Origin of the sequence: Sphingomonas sp. Root720, assembly GCF_001428605.1 — a bacterium.
Classification (GTDB): Bacteria; Pseudomonadota; Alphaproteobacteria; order Sphingomonadales; family Sphingomonadaceae; genus Rhizorhabdus.
Window position 1 is genome coordinate 159,524 of sequence record NZ_LMID01000015.1, and the last position, 19,039, is coordinate 178,562.

A 19,039-nucleotide genomic window follows, 5' to 3' on the forward strand; every position below is an offset into this window, starting at 1 on the left:
AACAGACACTTGGGGGACATGGCGGACAGCCAGCCGGTCGCGAGCGCCGGCCGCTACGGACCGGCCGATCTGCTGCCGCTGGTCGCCCTCGCGCGCCGCTTCTGGCCGCTCGTCATCGGCGTCGCCGCGGTGGTGGTCCCGACGCTCTACGGCGTCGCCACCCAGAACTGGACCACCGAGCAGGGCGCGCACGGCCCGATCGTGCTGGCGACCGCGCTGTGGCTGTTCTGGCGCCGCTGGGGCGAGGTCCGCTCGCTGGCCCGGCCCGGCGACACGCGGGTCGCGGCGATCGCCTATCTGATCGTCGGGCCGCTCTACATGGTCGCGCGAATCATCAACGTCATCGAGGTCGAGGGCTTCATGATGTACGGCTTGCTGCTGGTCACCGCCTATTGGCTGGTCGGCTGGCGGCCGCTGCGCGCCATGTGGTTCCCGATCTTCTACATGCTGTTCATCTTCCCGCCGCCCGACACGGTGGTGGCGATGGTCACGCAGCCGCTCAAGATCGGCATCTCGCAGGCGGCGATCAACCTGCTCTACCATCTGGGCTATCCGATCGCCGGATCGGGGGTGATGATCATCATCGGCCAGTATCAGCTGCTGATCGCCGCGGCCTGCGCCGGGCTCAACTCGCTGATCAGCCTGTCGGCGATCGGCCTGTTCTACGTCTATATCCGGCACAATGCGAACTGGCGCTATGCCATGCTGCTGATGCTGGCGATCGTGCCGGTCGCGATCCTCGCCAATTTCATCCGCGTGCTGGCCCTGATCCTCATCACCCATTATCTCGGGGACGAGGCTGCCCAGGGCTTCCTCCACACCTTCTCGGGGATCACCATGTTCCTCTTCTCGGTCCTCGGCATCTTCGCCGTCGACGCGCTGGCATCGCCGCTGCGCCAGAGGCTGGCACGCGGGAGCGCGGCATGACGCACGACGAGATCGACGCCCGGCGGCTGGTGTCGCGGCGCGCGATGATCGCCGGCGGCCTGCTGGCCGGGGCCGGGATCGTCGCCAATGCGCGCCGCCCCGACGTCCCCTTCCGCATGATCAAGGAGGCGAAGCTCAACCCGCTCTTCCCCCTGAAGATCGGCGACTGGGAGTATCAGACGAGCAGCGGCCTCGTGCTGCCGCCGCCCGACCAGCTCAGCGACCGGCTCTACAACGCCATCATCACCCGCTATTACGCATCGCCCACCCAGCTGCCCGTCATGTTCCTCATCGCCTATAACGGCATCCAGGACGGCATGCTCCAGGTGCACCGGCCCGAGGTGTGCTATCCGGCGGCCGGCTATGCGATCGAGCACGAACGGCTGATCCAGCTCGATGCCGGCGGCGGCGTCGAGGTGCCCGGCCATTATCTCGCCGCACGCAGCGTCAGCCGCCACGAGCAGCTGATCTACTGGACGCGGATCGGCAACGACTTCCCGACCCGGTGGTGGCAGCAGCATTGGGCCGTGGCGAAGGAGAATCTGAAGGGACGGGTGCCCGACGGCATGCTGATCCGTTTCTCGACCGCGGCCCCCGACGACCGCACGGCGATCCGGACGCTGCAGCGATTCCTCGTGCCGTTCTTCGCCTCGCTGTCCCCCACCGCGCGGCGGCTGGTGCTGGGCGAAGCCGGCGCCCCCGGGCTGAAGGACCAGATCCTCTCCGGCCGGCAGGCGAGTCCGCGCTGACCGTCGCGCCCCGGGGTCCGGTCGCGCGACCTCAGGGCAGCGGCTTGTCGAGCGGCTTCAGCGTGATGTGGACGAAGGCGAGCGTGCCGGCGATGATGGCGACGGCGATCAGATGATAGAGGATCCCGGCGCCCGCCACCGCCTTGTTGCCGAAATAATTGGCGACCGCGCAGCCGGCCGACGCGGCCAGATAGTGCAGCATCGAATCCCGGGGCGGCCCGGCGACGGTCGACCGCTGCAGAAAGAGCACCACCAGGCCGGCGAAGATCGCGACGGTGACCCAATCGTAAACAGTGTTCAATTTAAAAGCCCTCCCGCCACCGGCGAGCCATACAGGCTTGTCGCCGGGGCTGGCAATCATGTAGCACGGGAGGGACGATCGGTGTTCCACACGCGTCGGGGGAATGGGAAGTGAAGGTAAAGGCTGCACTTTTAAGCGGCACGCTGGCCGCGGTCTTGATGGTTTCAGGCTGCCAGAAGGAGCCGAAGGGCCAGATCCTGGCCATCGTCAACGGGGAAGAGATCTCGCTGCAGGAGCTCAATGCCGAGCTGCAGGGCACGAGCATCCCGGACTCGGTCGATCGCGACAAGCTGCGCAAGCAGGTGCTGCAGCGCCTGATCGATCGCAAGCTGATCGTCCAGAAGGCGCGCGAGCAGGGCCTCGACAAGACGCCCGAGTTCGTCACCCAGCAGCGCCGCCTGGAGGAGAATCTCCTGGTCACCATGCTCGGCCAGAAGATCGCGTCGACCGTGCCGATGCCCGACGATCGCGACATCACCCAGTATATCGCCGACAACGCCACCCAGTTCGCGGGACGCCAGCGGCTGCTGCTCGACCAGATCCAGTTCGCGGCCCCCAAGGATCCCAAGCAGCTCCTGACGCTGCGCGACGCGCATTCGCTCGAGCAGCTGGCGGTGGGCATCCAGAAGCTCGGCCTCGGCATGTCGCGCGGCAAGGGCGTGATCGATACCGGCCGGCTCGACCCGGCGCTGGTGAAGGTGATCGACCAGCTGCCGCCGGGCGAACCTTTCGTGCTGCCGTCGAACGGCCAGTATATCGCCAGCGTGATCGTCGGCCGCGACGCGACGCCGACGCCGACGCCGATCGCGCGCCAGGCCGCCGCCGAGATGGTCCGTCGCAAGCAGCTGGTCGCCGAGAGCAAGGCACAGGTCGCCCGCGCCCGGACGAGCGCGCAGATCCAGTACCAGCCCGGCTATGAGCCGGACAAGTCGGCCATCAAGGCGAGCCAGGCCAAGAAGGACGCTAAATAGCGGCTTTCTTGACTATTGGTTTTTGTTTGGCCCTCAGGCGCCGGGCGCGAGGCATCCGCCTCGCTTGGCTATCCTCGCATAAGCTTGGGCGGCCGTTCGGCCTTGCGGCACGCTGACGCGTCCCGTTTCACCGTGCCTCTCGAACCTGGAGATGGGCGTCGGAGCCCGACGGGCTCCGCAAGCGCGAACGCGCGCCCGAGCCTATGCGAGGACAGCCAAGTGCGCGGATGCGCACGCCGGCGCCTGAGGGCCAAACAAAAAACTGCGCTCAATAGACGTTGCGATCCCAGATCAGCCGCCAGACGGTTTCCAGGATGATCCGCAGGTCGAGCATCAGCGACCAGTTCTCGATATAATACATATCGAACTCGACCCGCCGCTTGGCGCGCTCGACCGTCGAGATCTCGCCGCGCAGGCCACGCACCTGCGCGAGGCCGGTGATGCCCGGCTTCACCCGGTGGCGCGCCGCATAGCCGCGCACCGCCTCGAAATAATAGTCGTCGCCGACCTTCATCCGGGTCGCATGCGGGCGCGGCCCGACGATCGACATCTCGCCGGTCACCACGTTGAACAGCTGGGGAAGCTCGTCGATCGACAGGCGCCGGATGATGCGGCCGAAGGGGGTGACGCGGCTGTCGCCCCGCACCGTCCGCTCGGCCCCGCTCGCATCCTGGCGGTCGACATGCATCGAGCGGAACTTGAGCACGCGGATCTTGACGTTGTTGAAACCGAACCGCTCCTGCCGGAACAGCACCGGCCCGCGGCTGGTCAGCTTGATGACGATCGCCGTCAGCAGGAGCAGCGGGGCCAGCAGGATCAGCCCGAGGATCGCCAGCACCCGGTCCTCGATCGCCTTGAGGATGCGGTTGAAGTCGCGCATCGGCCGCTGCCACAGCGCGAACAGCGGCAGCGAACCGATGAAGCGCATCGAATATTGCTGCGACAGGTCGAGCGCCTCACGCGGCATCAGGCAGATGTCGACCGACACCCGCTGCAGCGCCTCGGTGATCTGGTCGAGCCGGGTCTGGCTAATCATCGGCAGGGCGATGATCACCATGTCGACGTCCCCCCGGGCGATCCGCGAGACGAGCGCGTCGAGCGACCCGAGGAAGGGCACCGTCCACGGCGCCTCGCGCTCAATCCGCGTGGTCCGGTCGTCGGCAACGCCGAGCACGGTGACATAGGGCAACCGTTCGAGGTCGAGCAGCCTGAGCACCCGTTCCGAGCTGCCATGGTCGGCGCCGTAGATGACGATGCGCTGGCCGATATAGCCGGCCTGCACCAGGTACCAGACCAGCTTGCGCACCACGAAGCGGCTGACGAACAGCAGCACCGCGGTGAGCAACAGATAACAGAGCGCGAGGCCGGTCGAGAAGGGCTTGGCCTGGCCGAGCTGCCAGATCGTCGCGAAGACCAGCAGCGCGGCGAGCAGGAATTCGAAGGCCACCGCCTGGTCGCTATCGCCGCCCCGGCCCATCGGATGCGCATAGCTGTTCCGCGACAGGCGGATCAGGAAGAAGTTGACCCCGACGAGCACCGCGACATTGACATGCTGTTCGATGAAATATTGCGGGCCGCGGATCGCCTCATAGGCGGCCGGCGCCAGCAGCGGCCCGAGGATCAGGCACAGCAGGTCGACCCCCAGGATGATCGTGGCGATCACGTTGGAGGTGAAGCGATATTTGCGCGACTGGCGTTCCGCCGGCAGCGCCTGCCCCTGGATCACTTTCAGCATGCCGCCCCCGTCCTGCCACAAGTGGAGACCGCTTGCCCAGCCGGGGCCGGCCCGGCGGCCGTGATCAGGCGGCCGGTCGGTTGCGGGGCACCTTGCGCTTCGAGCATGCGCCGCACCTTCAATCCGCCGGGAACCCGCTCCAGCACCAGCATGACCTCGTCGACGCAGTCCCGGTCGCCCAGCCTGAGGCAGAGTTCACCCCGGATCCGCCAGCCCTCGCGCGCCTGCGGGTTGTCGCGGGTGAAGCGCCTGGCGATGTCGAGCGCCATGCCGTTGCGGCGGGTCCGGAGCAGATAGTCGACATAGGCCTGCAGCATGTCGGCGTCGTCGGACAGCTCCTTCATCGCGTTGGCATAGGCGCCGTCGGCCAGCACCGCCTCCCCCCGGCGGACATAGATTTCGCCGAGCGCGATCCGGCCGCCGATCAGGCGGGGATTGTCGCTGGCCAGCAGCTGTGCGTCGCGAAGCGCAGCGGCGAGATCGCCCGTCGCCATCGCCACCCGCACGCGCATCAGCAGGGCGCGGCTGTTATTCTCGTCGAAGCGCAGGATGCGATCGACGAGCGTCAGCGCCTCGCCGCCCCGGCCCAGCCCGGCCAGCGCACCGGCATAGAGCACATCGGCCTCGACCCGCGCGGCGGTGATGTCCTTGCCGTCGACGAAGGGGCGCAGCACCGCTTCGGCCTCGGCATGGCGCTTCCGGTCGAGCAGGAGGTGGCCGAGGGCGACCTTCATCTGCGCGTTGCCGGTCGCGTCGACGAAGCGCCGGACCCCGTCGATATCGATGCGCCGGCTGCCGACGTCGTTCCACAGGTCGACGATCCGCTGCTGGACCGCGGCGTCGCCATCATGGGTGCGCAGCAGCCGCGCCAGCAGTTCGAGGGCGCGCTCGGGCCGGTCATGTTCGTAGAGCATGCGGGCATATTCGATGCGCAGGTCGACGTCCCGCGGCTGCAGGGCGAACAGCCGGGCGAAGGTACGGGCGGCGTGGGGGAAGTCGTCCTTCGTACCGTAGAGATCGAGCAGGGTCAGCAGCTTGGGTATCGATTCGCCATCGTCGGCGACGGCCTTCTCCAGCTGCGCGATCGCGCCATCCCGGTCGCCGCCCATATTGGTGGCGCGGGCCAGCAAGATCTTCCCGCCCTCATTCGCGGGATCGATCGCCAGCATCCGTTCGGCGACGGCGTGGGCGGCCGCGACATCGTAGCGGGCGGCCGCGACCGAGCCCTTGACCAGCAGCATGCGCAGCGCGCGCGGCTGCTCCTCCAATATCTTGTCGGCGAGCCGTTCGGCATCGTCGTAGGACCCGCCCGAATAAGACAGCTCGGCCATCGCCTGGATCGCCTCGGGATCGTCCGGATCGAGCTCGACGAGCCGCGAATAGGCTTGGTAAGCCTCGAGCAGGCGCCCCGTCGCCAGCTCGACCCGCGCCAGACGCGCCCAATATTCGGGCACGTCGTCCTGGGCGGCGATCGCGCGCTTGATCTCGATCCGCGCCGAGATGAAATCGCGCCGCGCATAATAGACATCGTAGCGGGCCACCGCCTTCGACGCCTTCTCCTGGGGCGAGCCGCAGGCGGCGAGCACCAGCAGCGCCGCTGCCGCCATGAAGCGTGCCAACCCCGAAGCCATCACTTGCCAGCCGTACCTTTCCGCCCGATTACAGACCGGTGGAGCCATCCGATCAATAGGGCAAAGCGTAAACAATGATTCGTCCCGATGTCGCGATGCCCGATGTCGCCATGCCCGACGTCGCCATGACGGGCGTCGCCGTGGTGGTGATCGGCCGCAACGAGGGCGACCGGCTGGACCATTGCCTGCGATCGGTGACGGGATGGCGGACCGTCTATGTCGATTCCGGGTCGAGCGACGGCAGCGCCGATCGGGCGCGGGCGGCGGGGGCCGAGGTGATCGAGCTCGACGAGGCGGACGGCTTCTCGGCGGCGCGCGCGCGCAATGCCGGGCTCGCCCGGCTGCTCGCCGATCCGGCGGTCGTCCATATCCAGCTGCTCGATGGCGATAGCCGGCTCGAACCCGGATGGCTGGCGGCGGGCATGGCGGCGCTTGCCGCCGATCCCGGGCTGGGCGCGGTGTTCGGGCGGCTGCGCGAGGCGGACGCCGACGCCTCGATCTATGGCTGGATGTGCGACCTGGAATGGTCGGTCCCCGCCGGCCCCGCCGACGCGTTCGGCGGCAATGTGCTGGTCCGCGCCGCGGCCGCGCGCGACACCGGATTCTACCGCGCGACGATGATCGCGGGGGAGGATCCCGACTATGCGCTGCGCATGCGCGGCAAGGGCTGGCGGATAGCGTCGCTCGCGGTCCCGATGGGTTGGCACGCCTCGGGCATGGCGCGGTTCGGCCAGTGGTGGCGGCGGGCGGTCAGGGCCGGCCATGCCTTCGCCGAGCTCGCGGCGCTGCACGGGGCCGCCGAGGGGCATGTCTATGCGCGCAGCCGGGCCCGCATCCTGTTCTGGGGCGGAGCGGTGCCGGCCGCGGCCCTCGCCGGGCTGGCGCTGGCGGTCGCGGCCGATCGCCGGTGGCTGCTGCTGCCGCTGGGGATGCTGCTGCTCGTCGCGGTGCAGGTCGCCCGGGTCGCGGCGCGCGAAAGCCCCCGGCACGGGCCATCGCGCGCCGTCGCGCTGGCGCTGTTCCTGGCGCTGGGCAAATATGCCGAGATGATCGGCCTGCTGCGCTATCATCGCGACCGTGGTCGCGGACGGCCTTCGCGGCTGATCGAGCATAAGGCGCCATGATCGACCTCGCGGCCTGGCTCCTCGTGGCGCTCCCCGCGATCGTCACGCTGGTGCTGGCGATCGAGCTGGCTGCGGCGCAATGGCCCGCCGCCGCGCCGGCGGCATCGGGCCGCGACCCGCGTACCGCCATCGTCATCCCCGCGCATGACGAGGCCGCCGGAATCGCCGCCGCCGTCGCCGACGCGCGGGCGGCCGCCGCGCCCGGCACGAGGCTGCTGGTGGTCGCCGACAACTGCACCGACGACAGTGCCGCCCGCGCGCGGGCGGCCGGGGCGGAGACGATCGAACGCCGCGATCCGGCGCGGCGGGGCAAGGGCTTCGCGCTGGCCTTCGCCCGCGACCACCTCTCCGGCGATCCGCCCGATGTCGTCGTGGTCGTCGATGCCGACTGCACGGTCGAAGGCGACGGCATCGCCCGGCTGGCGATCGCCGCCCATGCGAGCGGCCGGCCGGTCCAGTCGACCTATCTGCTGCGACCCGCGCCCGAGCGGGGGACGATGGTCGGCGTGTCGGGGCTCGCCTTCCTCGTCCGCAACCTCGTCCGCCAGCGCGCGCTGGCGACGCTTGGCGCGCCGGCGCTGCTTACCGGATCGGGCATGGCCTTTCCCTGGGACGCCTTCGCCGCCGCCCCGCTGGCCACCGACGACCTTACCGAGGACTTGGCGATCGGTATCGCGTTGACGCGGCAGGGCCGCGCCCCGCGCTTCCTGCCGCAGGCCGCGACCTGGTCGGACCCCGCCCGCCGTGCCGCGACGATCGCCCAGCGATCACGCTGGGAACAGGGTTTCCTGCGCACCGCGCGGTCGGCCGCGCTGCCGCTGATCGGGTCCGGGCGCTGGCCGCTGCTGTGGTTCGGCCTGCACCTCGCGGTCCCGCCGCTGGCGCTGCTGCTGCTGGTCGACGGCGCGGTACTGGCGCTGCTCGCCGGACTGGTGCGGGCCGGTGCGGCGCCGCAACCCTTCGTCCTGCTCGCGGCGCTGCTCGGTGCGACGGCGGCGCTGCTGCTGCTGTGCTGGTGGCGGTTCGGGCGCGACCAGCTGTCCGCCGGCCGGCTGCTGCTGGTCCCGCTCTACGTGCTGTGGAAGCTGCCGCTCTATCTCGCCGCCGCGCTGCGGCCCGAACGGCGCTGGACCCGCACCAAGCGCGACTAGAGCGGCTGGCGCGATGGCCGGGCGGGAACCCGCTCTAGCCGATCAGCGCCAGCCCGGCGCGGACGATGTCCCGCGCGAAGAGGAGGCTGAGCGCGGCACCAATCAGGGCGGCACCGACCATCACGGCATAATAAAGCGCATGGGCACGCAGCCGGAACAGCTTCGCCCGGCGCAGCAGGCCGATCGAATAGACGAGCGCACCCAGCTCGGCGAGGGTCAGCGCGACCGGCAGCGCGATCGGGCCGAGCGGCCGGAACAAGGCCGCGACCCAGAGGACGAACAGGATGAAGCGGATGATGTTGGCGGTCAGGATCGGCCGGGTCCGCCCCATCGCCATCGCGGTCTGGATATTGGCGAAGCTGTCGAGCTCGAACGCCATGCGCAGGATCATCACCGACAGGTAGATCCAGCCATGTTCGTAGCGACGGTCGAACAGCAGGCCGAACAGGCAGGGCGCGAAGCCGACGCCGAAGCCGAAACCGGCGAAGAGCAGGGGATAGAGGCGGGCCCGCGCCGCATAGAAGATCGCGCCCAGCCGCTCGGGCGTATCGTGCCAGACGCGCGAGACGAGCGGGAAGAAATAGCGCTCGACATAGTTGCGGCCGAAGGGCTGCAGCGCCAGCGCCAGATTGGCCGCCAGCATGTAGATGCCGAAATCGGCCATGGTGAACAGACGGGCGAACAGGATCTTGTCCGACTGGGTGATCAGCAGGGTGAGCAGCGTCGACGCCATGATCCAGCGTGAGAAGCCCAGGAACTCGCGCGCCAGCGCCCCGTCCCAGACCGGCCGAAAACCGCCGCCGAGCACCAGCAGCGTCAGGACGAGCCGCGCGACCGCGTTGACGTAGAGGCCGATGACGAGCGCGCGATAGTCGGGCATCAGCAGGGTCAGGCCGAGATTGGCGGCGATCTGGATCGCCAGCGCGATCAGCTCGATCGCGCAGGTCGCGCGCACCCGCCCCTCGCGCCGCGCCAGCAGCAGGGTCATCGGGCACAGCGCATTGAGCAGGAACAGCGGCGCCGTCGCGGCGATCGGCCCGGCGAGCTCGGGCTTGTGCAGCAGCGCCGTGATCGGCACCGCCCCGGCCAGCATCGCCAGCGCCTGGAGCGATCCCTGACCCAGGCGGACCGTCCAGACGACGTCGAGGAAATGCCGGTCGCCACCCTTCGCATGCCGGATCACGAAGTCGACCACGCCAAGGTCGGACAGCATCGCCAGCACCATCATCACCGAGACGATGATCCCGACCACGCCGAAAGCATCGGGATCGAGCAGCCGGGTGAGGACGATGTTGCCGCCCAGCCGCAGCAGGATGGTCGCGGCGGTGAAGGCGAACAGCATGGCGCCCGCCTCGTTGCGGACCAGGCCGGTCAGGGCGCCGCGCAGCCGCCCCAAAGCCACGGCGGCGCTCATCGCAGCGCGGGCAGCCGCTCGCCCTCGACGGGCAAGGTCGCCACCAGCGGCTCGCGCTTCGCCCGCGTGGCGACACGCGCCGAGGACAGCTGGGCGCGCAGGGCGATCAGCAGCGCGACCACGACGAAACTGATCTGCATCGGCGCCACCCAGCTGCTGAGCAGCGCGAGCGAGACGATCAGCGCGGTCTGGATCGAGATCAGCGCCTGGGCGAAGATCAGCTGCTCGGGATCGGGTCCCAGCCGGCGGATGGCCCGGTAGTGGGGATAGCTCGACAGCAGGAACAGCAGGAAGGGGGCCACCGTCACCACCCCGCCGCCGACCAGCAGCGCCAGATAGACGTTGACCAGATCGACGATTCCCTGCCCCTGGATGAAGGCGTCGAGCATGCCCTGCTGGACGGCCTCGCGATAGCCGATCCAGATATGCGCGCCGAGCGCCTTCGGCACGCCCAGGATCAGGCCGAGCCGGTAGGTCGTCGAGAATTGCGCGTCGGCGCCCCCCAGGATGGGCAGGGCGACGACCGCGGTGAAGCCGGCGAGCGGAATCAGCACCGCCAGCAGATAGCGGCGGCGCAGGAGCTGGAAGGTCATGATGCCGACCGCGAGTGTGACGAGGCCGGACCGCGACAGGGTTGACGCCAGGCCGACGAGGACGATCAGGCCGAGCGTCGTCAGCGGTCCGGACCGGCCCCGGATCTGCAGCAGCGCCCAGCCCGCGATCGCCGCGATGCCGAGCATCGCCCCGCCGGTGAGCGGATGGGCATAGGGGCCATAGGCGCGTGCGATCCCGCCGCGTTCCAGCCAGACGCGGGGGGCGTCGATCGTCCACACGTCGTTCTTTATCCCGATGATGCCCGCATAGAGCGGCCAGTGCCGCAGCGTCTCGAAGATGCAGAGCAGCCCGCCCGCCGCCGCCCCGAACAGCAGCATGCGCAGCACCAGTTCGGCCCGGTCGATCCTGACCCGCGAGAGGATCTGGTAGGTCAGGAGATAGGGGACGAAATAGGTCACGAAGGTGCGGGCGATCCCGGTCGGCGTGTCGCGCAGCGACATGCACACGCACCAGCTCGCGACGAAGGCGATCATGGCGACGTCGCTGATCGAGGGACGGCGCCGAAGATGATGCTCGGGATGGAGCATGTAGCCGACGAGCAGCGCGCCGGAAAAGGACAGGAAGGGGGTAAGCGGGGCGATATAGGCGCCCGCCACGGCGAGCAGCGAGCCCGCCGCCGGCGCCCAGAAGAAGAAGAAGACATAGGTGGCTGACATCGGCACCCGCTTGTCGAAGCTGGCGACGAGGATCAGCAGGAAGGCGATCTGGGTCGCCAGCATCGGCACCGCGCTCACCGCCAGGCAGGCCATCAGCCCGCCGCCGATCACGATCCGCGCGATATAGCCCTTTTCCCACCGCTGGCGGACGATCATCGTCGCGAGCAGCGTGGCCACGCCCAGCAGGGCGCACAGCACGACGGCGTTCTTCCACAGAAACATCGGGCGCCACCGTCGAGGAAACGCCTCCCCCAATCAAGCTCTACGCGACCAAGGTAAAGAAGGAATGGCTTGATCCGCCCGCCATCTCACCCCAAATGGCGCTCATGTTGATCGAAACCGAACCGACTCCCAACCCGGCGACTCTCAAGTTCCTGCCCGGTCGCGACGTCATGACCACGGGAACCCGCGATTTCGCCGATCCCGACGAGGCAGCGGCTTCGCCGCTCGCCGAGGCGCTGTTCTCGCTGGGCGACGTGACGGGGGTGTTCTTCGGTCGCGACTTCGTCTCGGTGACCGCCGCCGAAGGCATCGCCTGGGCCTCGCTAAAGCCGCAGGTGCTGGGCGTCCTGCTCGATCATTTCTCGTCCGAGGCGCCGCTGTTCGTGGGTGGAAGCGCCGCCGAGATCGCCATCGACGACAGCGACTTCGCCGAGGATCCGGCCGATGCCGACATCGTCGCGCAGATCAAGGACCTGATCGACACGCGGGTGCGCCCGGCGGTGGCCCGCGACGGCGGCGACATCGTCTATCGCGGCTTCCAGCGCGGCACGGTCTATCTGGCGATGCAGGGCGCCTGCTCGGGCTGCCCGTCCTCGGCAGCGACGCTCAAGCAGGGCATCGAGACCCTGCTGAAGCATTATGTGCCCGAGGTGACCGAGGTGCGGGCCGCCTGATCGCGGCAACAGCGACAACAGAAGAATGAGGGGAATATCGTCGATGGCCGAACCTTTGTCCGAGCGGGGGCTCGACCTGCTCTTCCGCAACGCGCGCTCCTATAACGGCTATCTCGACAAGCCGGTCGGCGAGGATGACCTCCGGCGAATCTGGGACCTGATGAAGTTCGGGCCGACCTCCGCCAACCTGTTCCCGGCGCGGATCATCTGGTGCGTCAGCCAGGACGCCAAGGACAAGCTGTCCAAGCTGGTTTCGGGCAACAACGAGGACAAGGTCCGCAAGGCGCCGGTGACCGCGATCATCGGCATGGACATGGAATTCTACGAACATGCGCCGCGGCTGTTCCCGGTTGCCGATGCCCGGTCCTGGTTCATGGGTGCGGACGGCCAGCCCAATGCCGCGGCGGTCGCGGCCACGGCGTTTCGCAACAGTTCGCTGCAAGGTGCCTATTTCATCTTCGCCGCGCGGGCGCTGGGCCTCGACACCGGACCGATGTCGGGCTTCGACAACGACGCGGTGGACGCCGCCTTCTTCGCCGGCACCACCTTCAAGTCCAACTTCATCTCGACGCTCGGCTATGGCGACCCGGCCACGATCTTCGATCGGCTGCCCCGCCCGGCGTTCGAGGAGTTCACCAAGATCGCCTGACCGGAATGCCGCGCGCCCTTGTGATCGACACCGCCACCGCAGCCTGTTCGGTGGCCCTGGTCGAGGATGGCGCGGTCGTGGCCGAGGCCCATGACGTCGTCGGCCGCGGCCATGCCGAACGGCTGATGCCGATGATCGCCGCGCTGCCCGGCGGCGGCCGCGCCGATTCGATCCTGGTCGATTGCGGGCCCGGCAGTTTCACCGGCGTCCGCGTCGGCCTCGCCGCCGCCCGCGCGCTGGCGCTCGGTTGGGGCGTACCGGTCCACGGCTATTCGTCGATGGCGGCGATCGCGGCGGCGGCGGGCGATCGCGGAGCCACGGTCGGCATCGCCCTGATCGGCGGCCATGGCGAGCTGTTCGTCCAGCGCTATGCCACCGCTCCGCTGGCCCCCCTGTCCGAACTCGCCTCGCTCTCCCCCGCGGACGCGGCGGCGGCGATACCCGATGCCCACGTCTTCGGATCGGGCGCCGAGCAGCTCGTCGCCGCGCGCGGCAGCGGCATGGCGCACGATCGGCTGCCACGGGCGGCCGAAGCCATCGCCCTGCCGGCGGCCCTGGCCCGGCTTGCCCCAAGCCCCATCTACGGCCGGGGCGCCGACGCGAAGCCGGCCCCATGAGCGCGATCGTCATCGAAGAAGTGGGCATCGACGGGATCGATCCGGTGATGGCCGTGATGAACGGGGCGTTCGACCCTGGCTATGGCGAGGCCTGGACCGAGGCCCAGCTGCTGTCGATGATGACGATGCCCGGCACCTGGCTCTCGCTGGCCCGGATCGGCGACAGCCCCGCCGGTTTCGCGCTCAACCGGCTGATCGCCGACGAGGCCGAACTCCTCCTCCTCGCCGTCGCGCCGGAAAGTCGTCGCCAAGGCGTAGCCATGGCTCTGATCGAACGATCGCTCCAATTGCTGCGCTTCCGTAATGGGACGCGGCTGCACCTTGAAGTACGTCACAATAATCCTGCAATCGAACTATATAAAAAGGCGGGATTTATCCCGATTGGTCGCCGTCCCGGCTATTATCGCGGTAAAGACGGACAGGTGCACGACGCGTTGACCTTGTCTTGTCCTGCCTGAACTGGCGCGCTCGGTACTTTTTCACGAAACGAGTTGCAATCGCGACCGAATGGGCGCAGAGCGCGCAACTTGAGTGGGTGCGGGGGCACTCTAAGATCAAAATTCGAGATTTTTTTGAATAAGGATTCCATCATGTCGGATAATAATGGGCTCGCCGAGACGTTGATTGCTTTGACCGCGGATATCGTTTCCGCACATGTCAGCAACAATAGTGTCGCCGTTTCCGATCTTCCGCAGTTGATTCAGAACGTCCACAACGCGCTGGCTTCGCTCGGCGACGAAGTGGTCGAGCCGGAAGTGAAGCAGGAGCCCGCCGTCTCGATCCGCGCGTCGATCAAGCCGGACTACATCGTGTGCCTCGAGGACGGCAAGAAGCTGAAGATGCTCAAGCGCCACCTGATGACGCATTACCAGATGACCCCCGAACAATATCGGGCCAAGTGGAACCTGCCCGCCGACTATCCGATGGTCGCTCCCAACTATGCCGAGCAGCGCCGCTCGCTCGCCAAGAAGATCGGCCTCGGCACCAAGCGCCGGACCCGCTGATCGCAGAAACTGACCGGGGGGCGGAAAAATCCGTCCCCCGCAGCTTTTCCACCCAACCCGATCTTGTTTTCGCGGGTGCAATACGGCTAACAAGGCGGTCATGCCGGGCAAGATCGACATCGAACAACTCTGCGCGGACAAGGGCCTGCGCATCACCGAACAGCGGCGCGTCATCGCCCGGGTTCTTTCCGATGCCGAGGATCATCCCGACGTCGAGCTGCTGCACCAGCGCGCCGCCGCGATCGACCCGGGAATCTCGATCGCCACGGTCTACCGCACGGTCCGCCTGTTCGAGGATGCCGGCATCCTGGAGCGCCACGATTTCGGCGACGGCCGCGCCCGGTACGAGGCGGCGCCCGAAACCCATCATGATCATCTGATCAACGTCGAAACCGGCGAGGTCATCGAATTCGTCGACGGCGAGCTCGAGGAGCTGCAGCGGCGCATCGCCGAGAAGCTGGGCTTCCGCCTGGTCGACCATCGGCTCGAACTTTACGGCGTCTCGGCCAACCGCGCGAAATAATCCGCGGTGAAGCGATACAGGACGATCGGCCGCACCGCCGTCGCGCTGTTCGTCCTCTTCTTCTGCCTGACAGGCTATGTCCTCACCTGGCCGGTGCGCAAACGGATCGGCTGGCCCCGCTTCTTCCTGCAATGGTTCGGCGAGGCGATGGGTCTCGAGGTGCGGGTCGAGGGCAGGCCGCTCGGCCGCGACGTGCTCTATGTCGCCAACCACGTCAGCTGGCTCGACATATTGGCGCTCGGCGGCGCGACCCCGACCTGGTTCATCTCCAAGGACGATGTCGGCGGCTGGCCGCTGGTCGGGATGCTCGCGCGGATCGGCGGCACGATCTTCATTGACCGCAACAGCCGCCGTGCCGCGCATGGCCAGGTCGACCAGCTCGGCCAGGCGCTGCTCGGCCACTATCCTATCACCCTGTTCCCGGAAGGGACGACCGGCGACGGCCGCTCGCTCTTCCCCTTCCGCCCGGCGCTGTTCGCCTCGGTGGCGCCGCCGCCGCCCGGCATCTCGGTCCAGCCGGTCGCGATCGACTATGACGCGGCGGCGAGCGAGATCTGCTGGACCGGCGACGAGGATCTCGGCCCCAATGCCCGCAAGGTGCTCGGCCGGCCCGGGCGGCTGCGCTGCACGATCCGCTTCCTGCCGCCGCTGGAACCGTCCGACGACCGCAAGGCGCTGGCGGCCCGGGCCCAGTCCGCGATCGCCGCCGCGCTGCGTCTCCCCTGAACGGGGTCCGCATCTTTCGCATCGGTCCGGCTTGAGCTATGGGCCGCGCATGGCGCGTCCCACCCCCAAGAGCTTCCACGTCAAGTCGTTCGGCTGCCAGATGAACGCCTATGACGGTACCCGCATGGCCGAACTGCTCGAGGCGCAGGGCATGCACGCGGCGGGCAGCGTCGACGAGGCCGACCTGGTCGTGCTCAACACCTGCCATATTCGCGAAAGGGCCGCCGAGAAGGTCTATTCGGACATCGGCCGGATCATCAAGAAGGCCACCGGCGCCGGCGCCGATGGCGCGGCCCGCGCGCGGCCGATGATCGCGGTCGCTGGCTGCGTCGCCCAGGCCGAGGGTGCCGAGATCCCGCGCCGCGCCCCTGCGGTCGACATCGTCGTCGGCCCGCAGGCCTATCACAACCTGCCCCAGCTGGTGGCCGATGCGGTCGAGGGCCGCCGCGCGCTCGACACCGACATGCCGGCCGCCTCCAAGTTCGACGCCTTGCCGAAACGGCGCCGCCAGGGGCCGAGCGCCTTCCTGACCGTGCAGGAGGGCTGCGACAAATTCTGTACCTATTGCGTCGTCCCCTATACGCGCGGGGCGGAGATATCGCGGCCCTGGACCGCGATCGTCGACGAAGCGAAAGCGCTGGTCGACGCGGGCGCGCGCGAGATCACCCTGCTCGGTCAGAACGTCAACGCCTGGGCCGGCGAGGACGATCGCGGCCGGACGCAGGGCCTCGACGGACTGATCCGCGCGCTCGACGCGCTGCCCGGCCTCGCGCGCATCCGCTACACCACCAGCCATCCCAACGACATGGGTGATGGACTGATCGCCGCCCATGGCGACGTCGCGAAGCTGATGCCCTTCCTCCACCTGCCGGTGCAGGCGGGATCCGACCGCATCCTCAAGGCGATGAACCGCAGCCACGACGTCGCCGGCTATCTGACGCTGATCGAGCGGGTCCGCGCGGTCCGGCCCGACATCGCCATCTCGGGCGACTTCATCGTCGGCTTCCCCGGCGAGACAGACGAGGATTTCGAGGCGACCCTCGCCATCGTCCGCGCGGTCAACCATGCTCAGGCGTTCAGCTTCAAATATAGCCCGCGCGCCGGCACCCCCGCCGCGACGATGGACGGCCAGGTCGCCCCGGCGGTGATGGACGAGCGGCTCCAGCGCTTGCAGGCGCTGCTCAACGAGCAGCAGCATGGCTTCAACCTGACGACGGTCGGACGACGCTGCGAGGTCCTGATCGAGCGCGACGCCAAGAAGCCCGGCCAGCGCATCGGCAAGTCGCCCTGGCTCCAGTCGGTGATCGTCGAGGACGGCCCGGCGATCGGCGCGCTGGTGACGGTGGACATCATCGCCGCCGGCCCGAACAGCCTGAACGGGGTGATCGTCGAGCCTCAAGCGCCGGCGCGGGCATCCGCCCGCTTGGCTATCCTCGCATAAGCTCGGGCGGCCGTTCGGCCTTGCGGAGCCCTCAGGGGCTCCGATGACGAACTCCGCGTCGGGACATGGCATGTCCCGCACGCGCGAACGCGCGCCCGAGCTTATGCGAGGATAGCCAAGGCCGCGGAGGCGGCCCCCCGGCGATTGAGGGCGAGCAACGACTGCAACAAAAAAACCACATCAGCGGTGGATAAGTGGGTCGGTCCGCCGCTTTACCCCTTCGCATGGGTCCAAATGCGCGTAGGATCGTTATCATCGGATGGCCCCATCCGGGGTTCGATAAGGGAAAGGAAACCGCCCCTCCTCATGTCGCGCAAGCCCGTTCCAGCGCAGGCCGGAGATCGCGCCCGGCTCGAGATCCTCTTCGACAAACCCCAGCTTCTCGGCCGGTTATTCGGTGAGTTCGACCAGAATCTGGTGGCGATCGAAAATCGGCTGGGGGTCTATATAGCGGCCCGCGGGAACAAGCTGCAGATAGAGGGGGAGGCCGAGGCAGCGGGCCGCGCCCGCGAGGTGCTGACCGGCCTCTACAATCGCATCGTCCAGGGCCAGGACATCGACAGCGGCGCGGTCGCGGCAGTGATCGCCATGTCCGCCGAACCGACCCTGGACGGCATCATCCGCAGCGACGTCTCCGATCCGCCCAAGGTGCTGATCCGGACGCGCAAGAAGACGATCGTCCCGCGCTCCGCCACCCAGATCCGCTACATGGAGGCGCTCAACCGCTCGGACATCATCTTCGCGCTCGGCCCGGCGGGCACCGGCAAGACCTATCTGGCGGTCGCGCAGGCGGTGCAGCAGCTGATCCAGGGCACGGTCGACCGGCTGATCCTGTCGCGCCCCGCCGTCGAGGCCGGCGAGCGGCTGGGCTTCCTGCCGGGCGACATGAAGGAGAAGGTCGATCCCTATCTCCGCCCCCTCTACGACGCGCTCTACGACATGCTGCCGACCGAGCAGGTCGAGCGGCGCATCGCCAGCGGCGAGATCGAGATCGCGCCGATCGCCTTCATGCGCGGCCGCACCCTCAGCGACGCCTTCGTCATTCTCGACGAGGCGCAGAACACCACCCCCGCGCAGATGAAGATGTTCCTGACCCGCTTCGGCCAGAACAGCCGGATGGTGGTGTGCGGCGATCCGCGCCAGATCGACCTTCCCGACATCGGCAAGTCGGGCCTCGCCGACGCGGTGAACAAGCTCGAAGGCATCGACGGCATCGCGACGATCCGCTTCGGCGCCGCCGACGTCGTCCGCCATCCGATCGTCGGCCGGATCGTCGAGGCCTATGAGGGGCCCGACGATGCTTGAGCCGGAGTACGGCGCGGCCCAGCCGCGGCACCGTTCTTCCGACAGGGCCGACGCATGATCGAGGTCGCCGTACAGGCGGAACCCGCATGGGACGACGGCACGGATTGGGAGGAACTGGCGACCGCGGCGGTGACGGCGGCGCTGCGGACCACCCCGCACGCGGCGATGCTGACCGCTTCCTACCTGGCCGAGATATCGATCCGGCTGACCGACGACGACGAGGTCCACGCGCTCAACCGCCAGTACCGCCAGAAGGACAAGCCGACCAACGTGCTGAGCTTTCCGATGGTGCAGGACGACCTGATCGAGGGGCTCGACAACAGCGACGACGGCGAGGTGCTGCTCGGCGACATCATCCTCGCGCGCGGCGTCTGCGAGCGCGAGGCGGCCGAGAAGGGCGTGCCTGCCGCCGAACATGCGACCCACCTGATCGTCCACGGCACGCTGCACCTGCTCGGCTACGATCATATCGAGGACGACGAGGCCGAAGCGATGGAGGATATCGAGCGCACGGCGCTCGCGGCGCTGGGGATCGACGATCCCTATGCCGTCACGGAAAGTTGAGCGCGGGCCGGCTTTGGCCTAGCGTCGGTACAGGGGGGGC

Annotated in this window: 20 protein-coding genes; 15 read left to right on the plus strand and 5 right to left on the minus strand. The window is 68.3% G+C overall.

The genetic code is table 11. From position 1 onward, the window contains the following. The first annotated feature begins 18 nt into the window (after nucleotides 1-18). Together xrtV and epsI are read left to right on the plus strand one after the other, a co-directional pair. Nucleotides 19-927: an exosortase V gene (gene xrtV / locus ASE22_RS22895; protein WP_235537455.1), complete on the plus strand. Its 909-nt coding sequence runs from the start codon at nucleotides 19-21 to the stop codon at nucleotides 925-927. Next, nucleotides 924-1,676 (plus strand): exosortase-associated protein EpsI, V-type, encoded by a 753-nt coding sequence (gene epsI / locus ASE22_RS22900; RefSeq protein WP_056365165.1) that lies wholly within the window; start codon nucleotides 924-926, stop codon nucleotides 1,674-1,676. Before xrtV ends, epsI begins: the two co-directional genes overlap by 4 nt. 31 nt (nucleotides 1,677-1,707) lie before the next feature. Here epsI and ASE22_RS22905 read toward each other — a convergent pair whose 3' ends face one another. After that, complete coding sequence (locus ASE22_RS22905; protein ID WP_056365168.1) at nucleotides 1,708-1,977, minus strand: XrtV sorting system accessory protein; 270 nt, start codon at nucleotides 1,975-1,977, stop codon at nucleotides 1,708-1,710. Between the two features lie 110 nt (nucleotides 1,978-2,087). Here ASE22_RS22905 and ASE22_RS22910 point away from each other — a divergent pair, with 110 nt between their 5' ends. Next, nucleotides 2,088-2,948, plus strand: coding sequence for a SurA N-terminal domain-containing protein (locus ASE22_RS22910; protein WP_056365171.1), 861 nt, complete (start codon nucleotides 2,088-2,090; stop codon nucleotides 2,946-2,948). A 268-nt stretch (nucleotides 2,949-3,216) separates the two neighbouring features. Here ASE22_RS22910 and ASE22_RS22915 read toward each other — a convergent pair whose 3' ends face one another. After that, nucleotides 3,217-4,683 carry an undecaprenyl-phosphate glucose phosphotransferase gene (locus ASE22_RS22915; protein ID WP_056365174.1) on the minus strand — a complete coding sequence of 489 codons (1,467 nt, stop codon included), beginning with the start codon at nucleotides 4,681-4,683 and terminating at the stop codon, nucleotides 3,217-3,219. Beyond that, entirely contained in the window at nucleotides 4,677-6,314 is a 1,638-nt protein-coding gene (locus tag ASE22_RS22920) for a tetratricopeptide repeat protein (RefSeq protein ID WP_056365177.1), read from the minus strand. Before ASE22_RS22920 ends, ASE22_RS22915 begins: the two co-directional genes overlap by 7 nt. A gap of 74 nt (nucleotides 6,315-6,388) precedes the next feature. On the opposite strand from ASE22_RS22920, the gene ASE22_RS22925 reads away from it, so the two are divergent. Continuing rightward, nucleotides 6,389-7,438: a glycosyltransferase family 2 protein gene (locus ASE22_RS22925; RefSeq protein ID WP_056365180.1), complete on the plus strand. Its 1,050-nt coding sequence runs from the start codon at nucleotides 6,389-6,391 to the stop codon at nucleotides 7,436-7,438. Continuing rightward, nucleotides 7,435-8,589, plus strand: a complete 1,155-nt coding sequence (locus tag ASE22_RS22930) for a glycosyltransferase family 2 protein (protein WP_056365183.1) — start codon at nucleotides 7,435-7,437, stop codon at nucleotides 8,587-8,589. Before ASE22_RS22925 ends, ASE22_RS22930 begins: the two co-directional genes overlap by 4 nt. Nucleotides 8,590-8,623: 34 nt before the next feature. Here ASE22_RS22930 and ASE22_RS22935 read toward each other — a convergent pair whose 3' ends face one another. Together ASE22_RS22935 and ASE22_RS22940 are read right to left on the minus strand one after the other, a co-directional pair. Then, the gene (locus ASE22_RS22935; RefSeq protein ID WP_056365185.1) at nucleotides 8,624-10,003 is read right to left on the minus strand and encodes an oligosaccharide flippase family protein; all 1,380 of its coding nucleotides are present in this window, start codon (nucleotides 10,001-10,003) and stop codon (nucleotides 8,624-8,626) included. After that, on the minus strand, nucleotides 10,000-11,496 hold the full coding sequence (locus ASE22_RS22940; protein WP_056365188.1) for a hypothetical protein: 1,497 nt from the start codon (nucleotides 11,494-11,496) through the stop codon (nucleotides 10,000-10,002). The genes ASE22_RS22935 and ASE22_RS22940 overlap by 4 nt, the downstream gene beginning before the upstream one ends. Before the next feature lie 104 nt (nucleotides 11,497-11,600). Between ASE22_RS22940 and ASE22_RS22945 the strand changes: the two genes are divergently transcribed. From ASE22_RS22945 to ybeY, 10 genes are all read left to right on the plus strand, one after another. Beyond that, entirely contained in the window at nucleotides 11,601-12,170 is a 570-nt protein-coding gene (locus ASE22_RS22945; protein ID WP_056366116.1) for a NifU family protein, read from the plus strand. 43 nt (nucleotides 12,171-12,213) lie between these two features. Continuing rightward, the gene (locus tag ASE22_RS22950; protein WP_056365191.1) at nucleotides 12,214-12,819 is read left to right on the plus strand and encodes a malonic semialdehyde reductase; all 606 of its coding nucleotides are present in this window, start codon (nucleotides 12,214-12,216) and stop codon (nucleotides 12,817-12,819) included. A gap of 5 nt (nucleotides 12,820-12,824) precedes the next feature. Continuing rightward, entirely contained in the window at nucleotides 12,825-13,436 is a 612-nt protein-coding gene (tsaB, locus tag ASE22_RS22955) for a tRNA (adenosine(37)-N6)-threonylcarbamoyltransferase complex dimerization subunit type 1 TsaB (RefSeq protein WP_056365194.1), read from the plus strand. Then, nucleotides 13,433-13,894: a GNAT family N-acetyltransferase gene (locus tag ASE22_RS22960; RefSeq protein WP_056365196.1), complete on the plus strand. Its 462-nt coding sequence runs from the start codon at nucleotides 13,433-13,435 to the stop codon at nucleotides 13,892-13,894. The genes tsaB and ASE22_RS22960 overlap by 4 nt, the downstream gene beginning before the upstream one ends. A gap of 132 nt (nucleotides 13,895-14,026) precedes the next feature. After that, complete coding sequence (locus ASE22_RS22965; RefSeq protein ID WP_056366119.1) at nucleotides 14,027-14,440, plus strand: MucR family transcriptional regulator; 414 nt, start codon at nucleotides 14,027-14,029, stop codon at nucleotides 14,438-14,440. 100 nt (nucleotides 14,441-14,540) lie between these two features. Then, a complete protein-coding gene (locus ASE22_RS22970; RefSeq protein ID WP_056365199.1) occupies nucleotides 14,541-14,963 on the plus strand; it encodes a Fur family transcriptional regulator in 423 nt (140 codons plus the stop codon). Between the two features lie 6 nt (nucleotides 14,964-14,969). Next, nucleotides 14,970-15,689, plus strand: coding sequence for a lysophospholipid acyltransferase family protein (locus ASE22_RS22975; RefSeq protein WP_056365202.1), 720 nt, complete (start codon nucleotides 14,970-14,972; stop codon nucleotides 15,687-15,689). Between the two features lie 49 nt (nucleotides 15,690-15,738). Then, the gene (miaB, locus tag ASE22_RS22980) at nucleotides 15,739-17,130 is read left to right on the plus strand and encodes a tRNA (N6-isopentenyl adenosine(37)-C2)-methylthiotransferase MiaB (protein WP_056365205.1); all 1,392 of its coding nucleotides are present in this window, start codon (nucleotides 15,739-15,741) and stop codon (nucleotides 17,128-17,130) included. 306 nt (nucleotides 17,131-17,436) lie between these two features. Continuing rightward, a complete protein-coding gene (locus ASE22_RS22985; protein ID WP_056365208.1) occupies nucleotides 17,437-18,435 on the plus strand; it encodes a PhoH family protein in 999 nt (332 codons plus the stop codon). Between the two features lie 54 nt (nucleotides 18,436-18,489). Further along, nucleotides 18,490-18,999, plus strand: a complete 510-nt coding sequence (gene ybeY / locus ASE22_RS22990) for an rRNA maturation RNase YbeY (protein ID WP_056365211.1) — start codon at nucleotides 18,490-18,492, stop codon at nucleotides 18,997-18,999. Nucleotides 19,000-19,039: the final 40 nt, after the last annotated feature.

Coding starts and splice junctions, on each gene's coding strand:
- xrtV (WP_235537455.1), top strand. CDS start 19: ATGGCGGACAGCCAGCCGGTCGCGAGCGCCGGCCGCTACGGACCGGCC.
- epsI (WP_056365165.1), top strand. CDS start 924: ATGACGCACGACGAGATCGACGCCCGGCGGCTGGTGTCGCGGCGCGCG.
- ASE22_RS22915 (WP_056365174.1), bottom strand. CDS start 4,683: ATGCTGAAAGTGATCCAGGGGCAGGCGCTGCCGGCGGAACGCCAGTCG.
- ASE22_RS22920 (WP_056365177.1), bottom strand. CDS start 6,314: ATGGCTTCGGGGTTGGCACGCTTCATGGCGGCAGCGGCGCTGCTGGTG.
- ASE22_RS22925 (WP_056365180.1), top strand. CDS start 6,389: ATGATTCGTCCCGATGTCGCGATGCCCGATGTCGCCATGCCCGACGTC.
- ASE22_RS22930 (WP_056365183.1), top strand. CDS start 7,435: ATGATCGACCTCGCGGCCTGGCTCCTCGTGGCGCTCCCCGCGATCGTC.
- ASE22_RS22935 (WP_056365185.1), bottom strand. CDS start 10,003: ATGAGCGCCGCCGTGGCTTTGGGGCGGCTGCGCGGCGCCCTGACCGGC.
- ASE22_RS22940 (WP_056365188.1), bottom strand. CDS start 11,496: ATGTTTCTGTGGAAGAACGCCGTCGTGCTGTGCGCCCTGCTGGGCGTG.
- ASE22_RS22945 (WP_056366116.1), top strand. CDS start 11,601: ATGTTGATCGAAACCGAACCGACTCCCAACCCGGCGACTCTCAAGTTC.
- ASE22_RS22950 (WP_056365191.1), top strand. CDS start 12,214: ATGGCCGAACCTTTGTCCGAGCGGGGGCTCGACCTGCTCTTCCGCAAC.
- tsaB (WP_056365194.1), top strand. CDS start 12,825: ATGCCGCGCGCCCTTGTGATCGACACCGCCACCGCAGCCTGTTCGGTG.
- ASE22_RS22960 (WP_056365196.1), top strand. CDS start 13,433: ATGAGCGCGATCGTCATCGAAGAAGTGGGCATCGACGGGATCGATCCG.
- ASE22_RS22965 (WP_056366119.1), top strand. CDS start 14,027: ATGTCGGATAATAATGGGCTCGCCGAGACGTTGATTGCTTTGACCGCG.
- ASE22_RS22970 (WP_056365199.1), top strand. CDS start 14,541: ATGCCGGGCAAGATCGACATCGAACAACTCTGCGCGGACAAGGGCCTG.
- miaB (WP_056365205.1), top strand. CDS start 15,739: ATGGCGCGTCCCACCCCCAAGAGCTTCCACGTCAAGTCGTTCGGCTGC.
- ASE22_RS22985 (WP_056365208.1), top strand. CDS start 17,437: ATGTCGCGCAAGCCCGTTCCAGCGCAGGCCGGAGATCGCGCCCGGCTC.
- ybeY (WP_056365211.1), top strand. CDS start 18,490: ATGATCGAGGTCGCCGTACAGGCGGAACCCGCATGGGACGACGGCACG.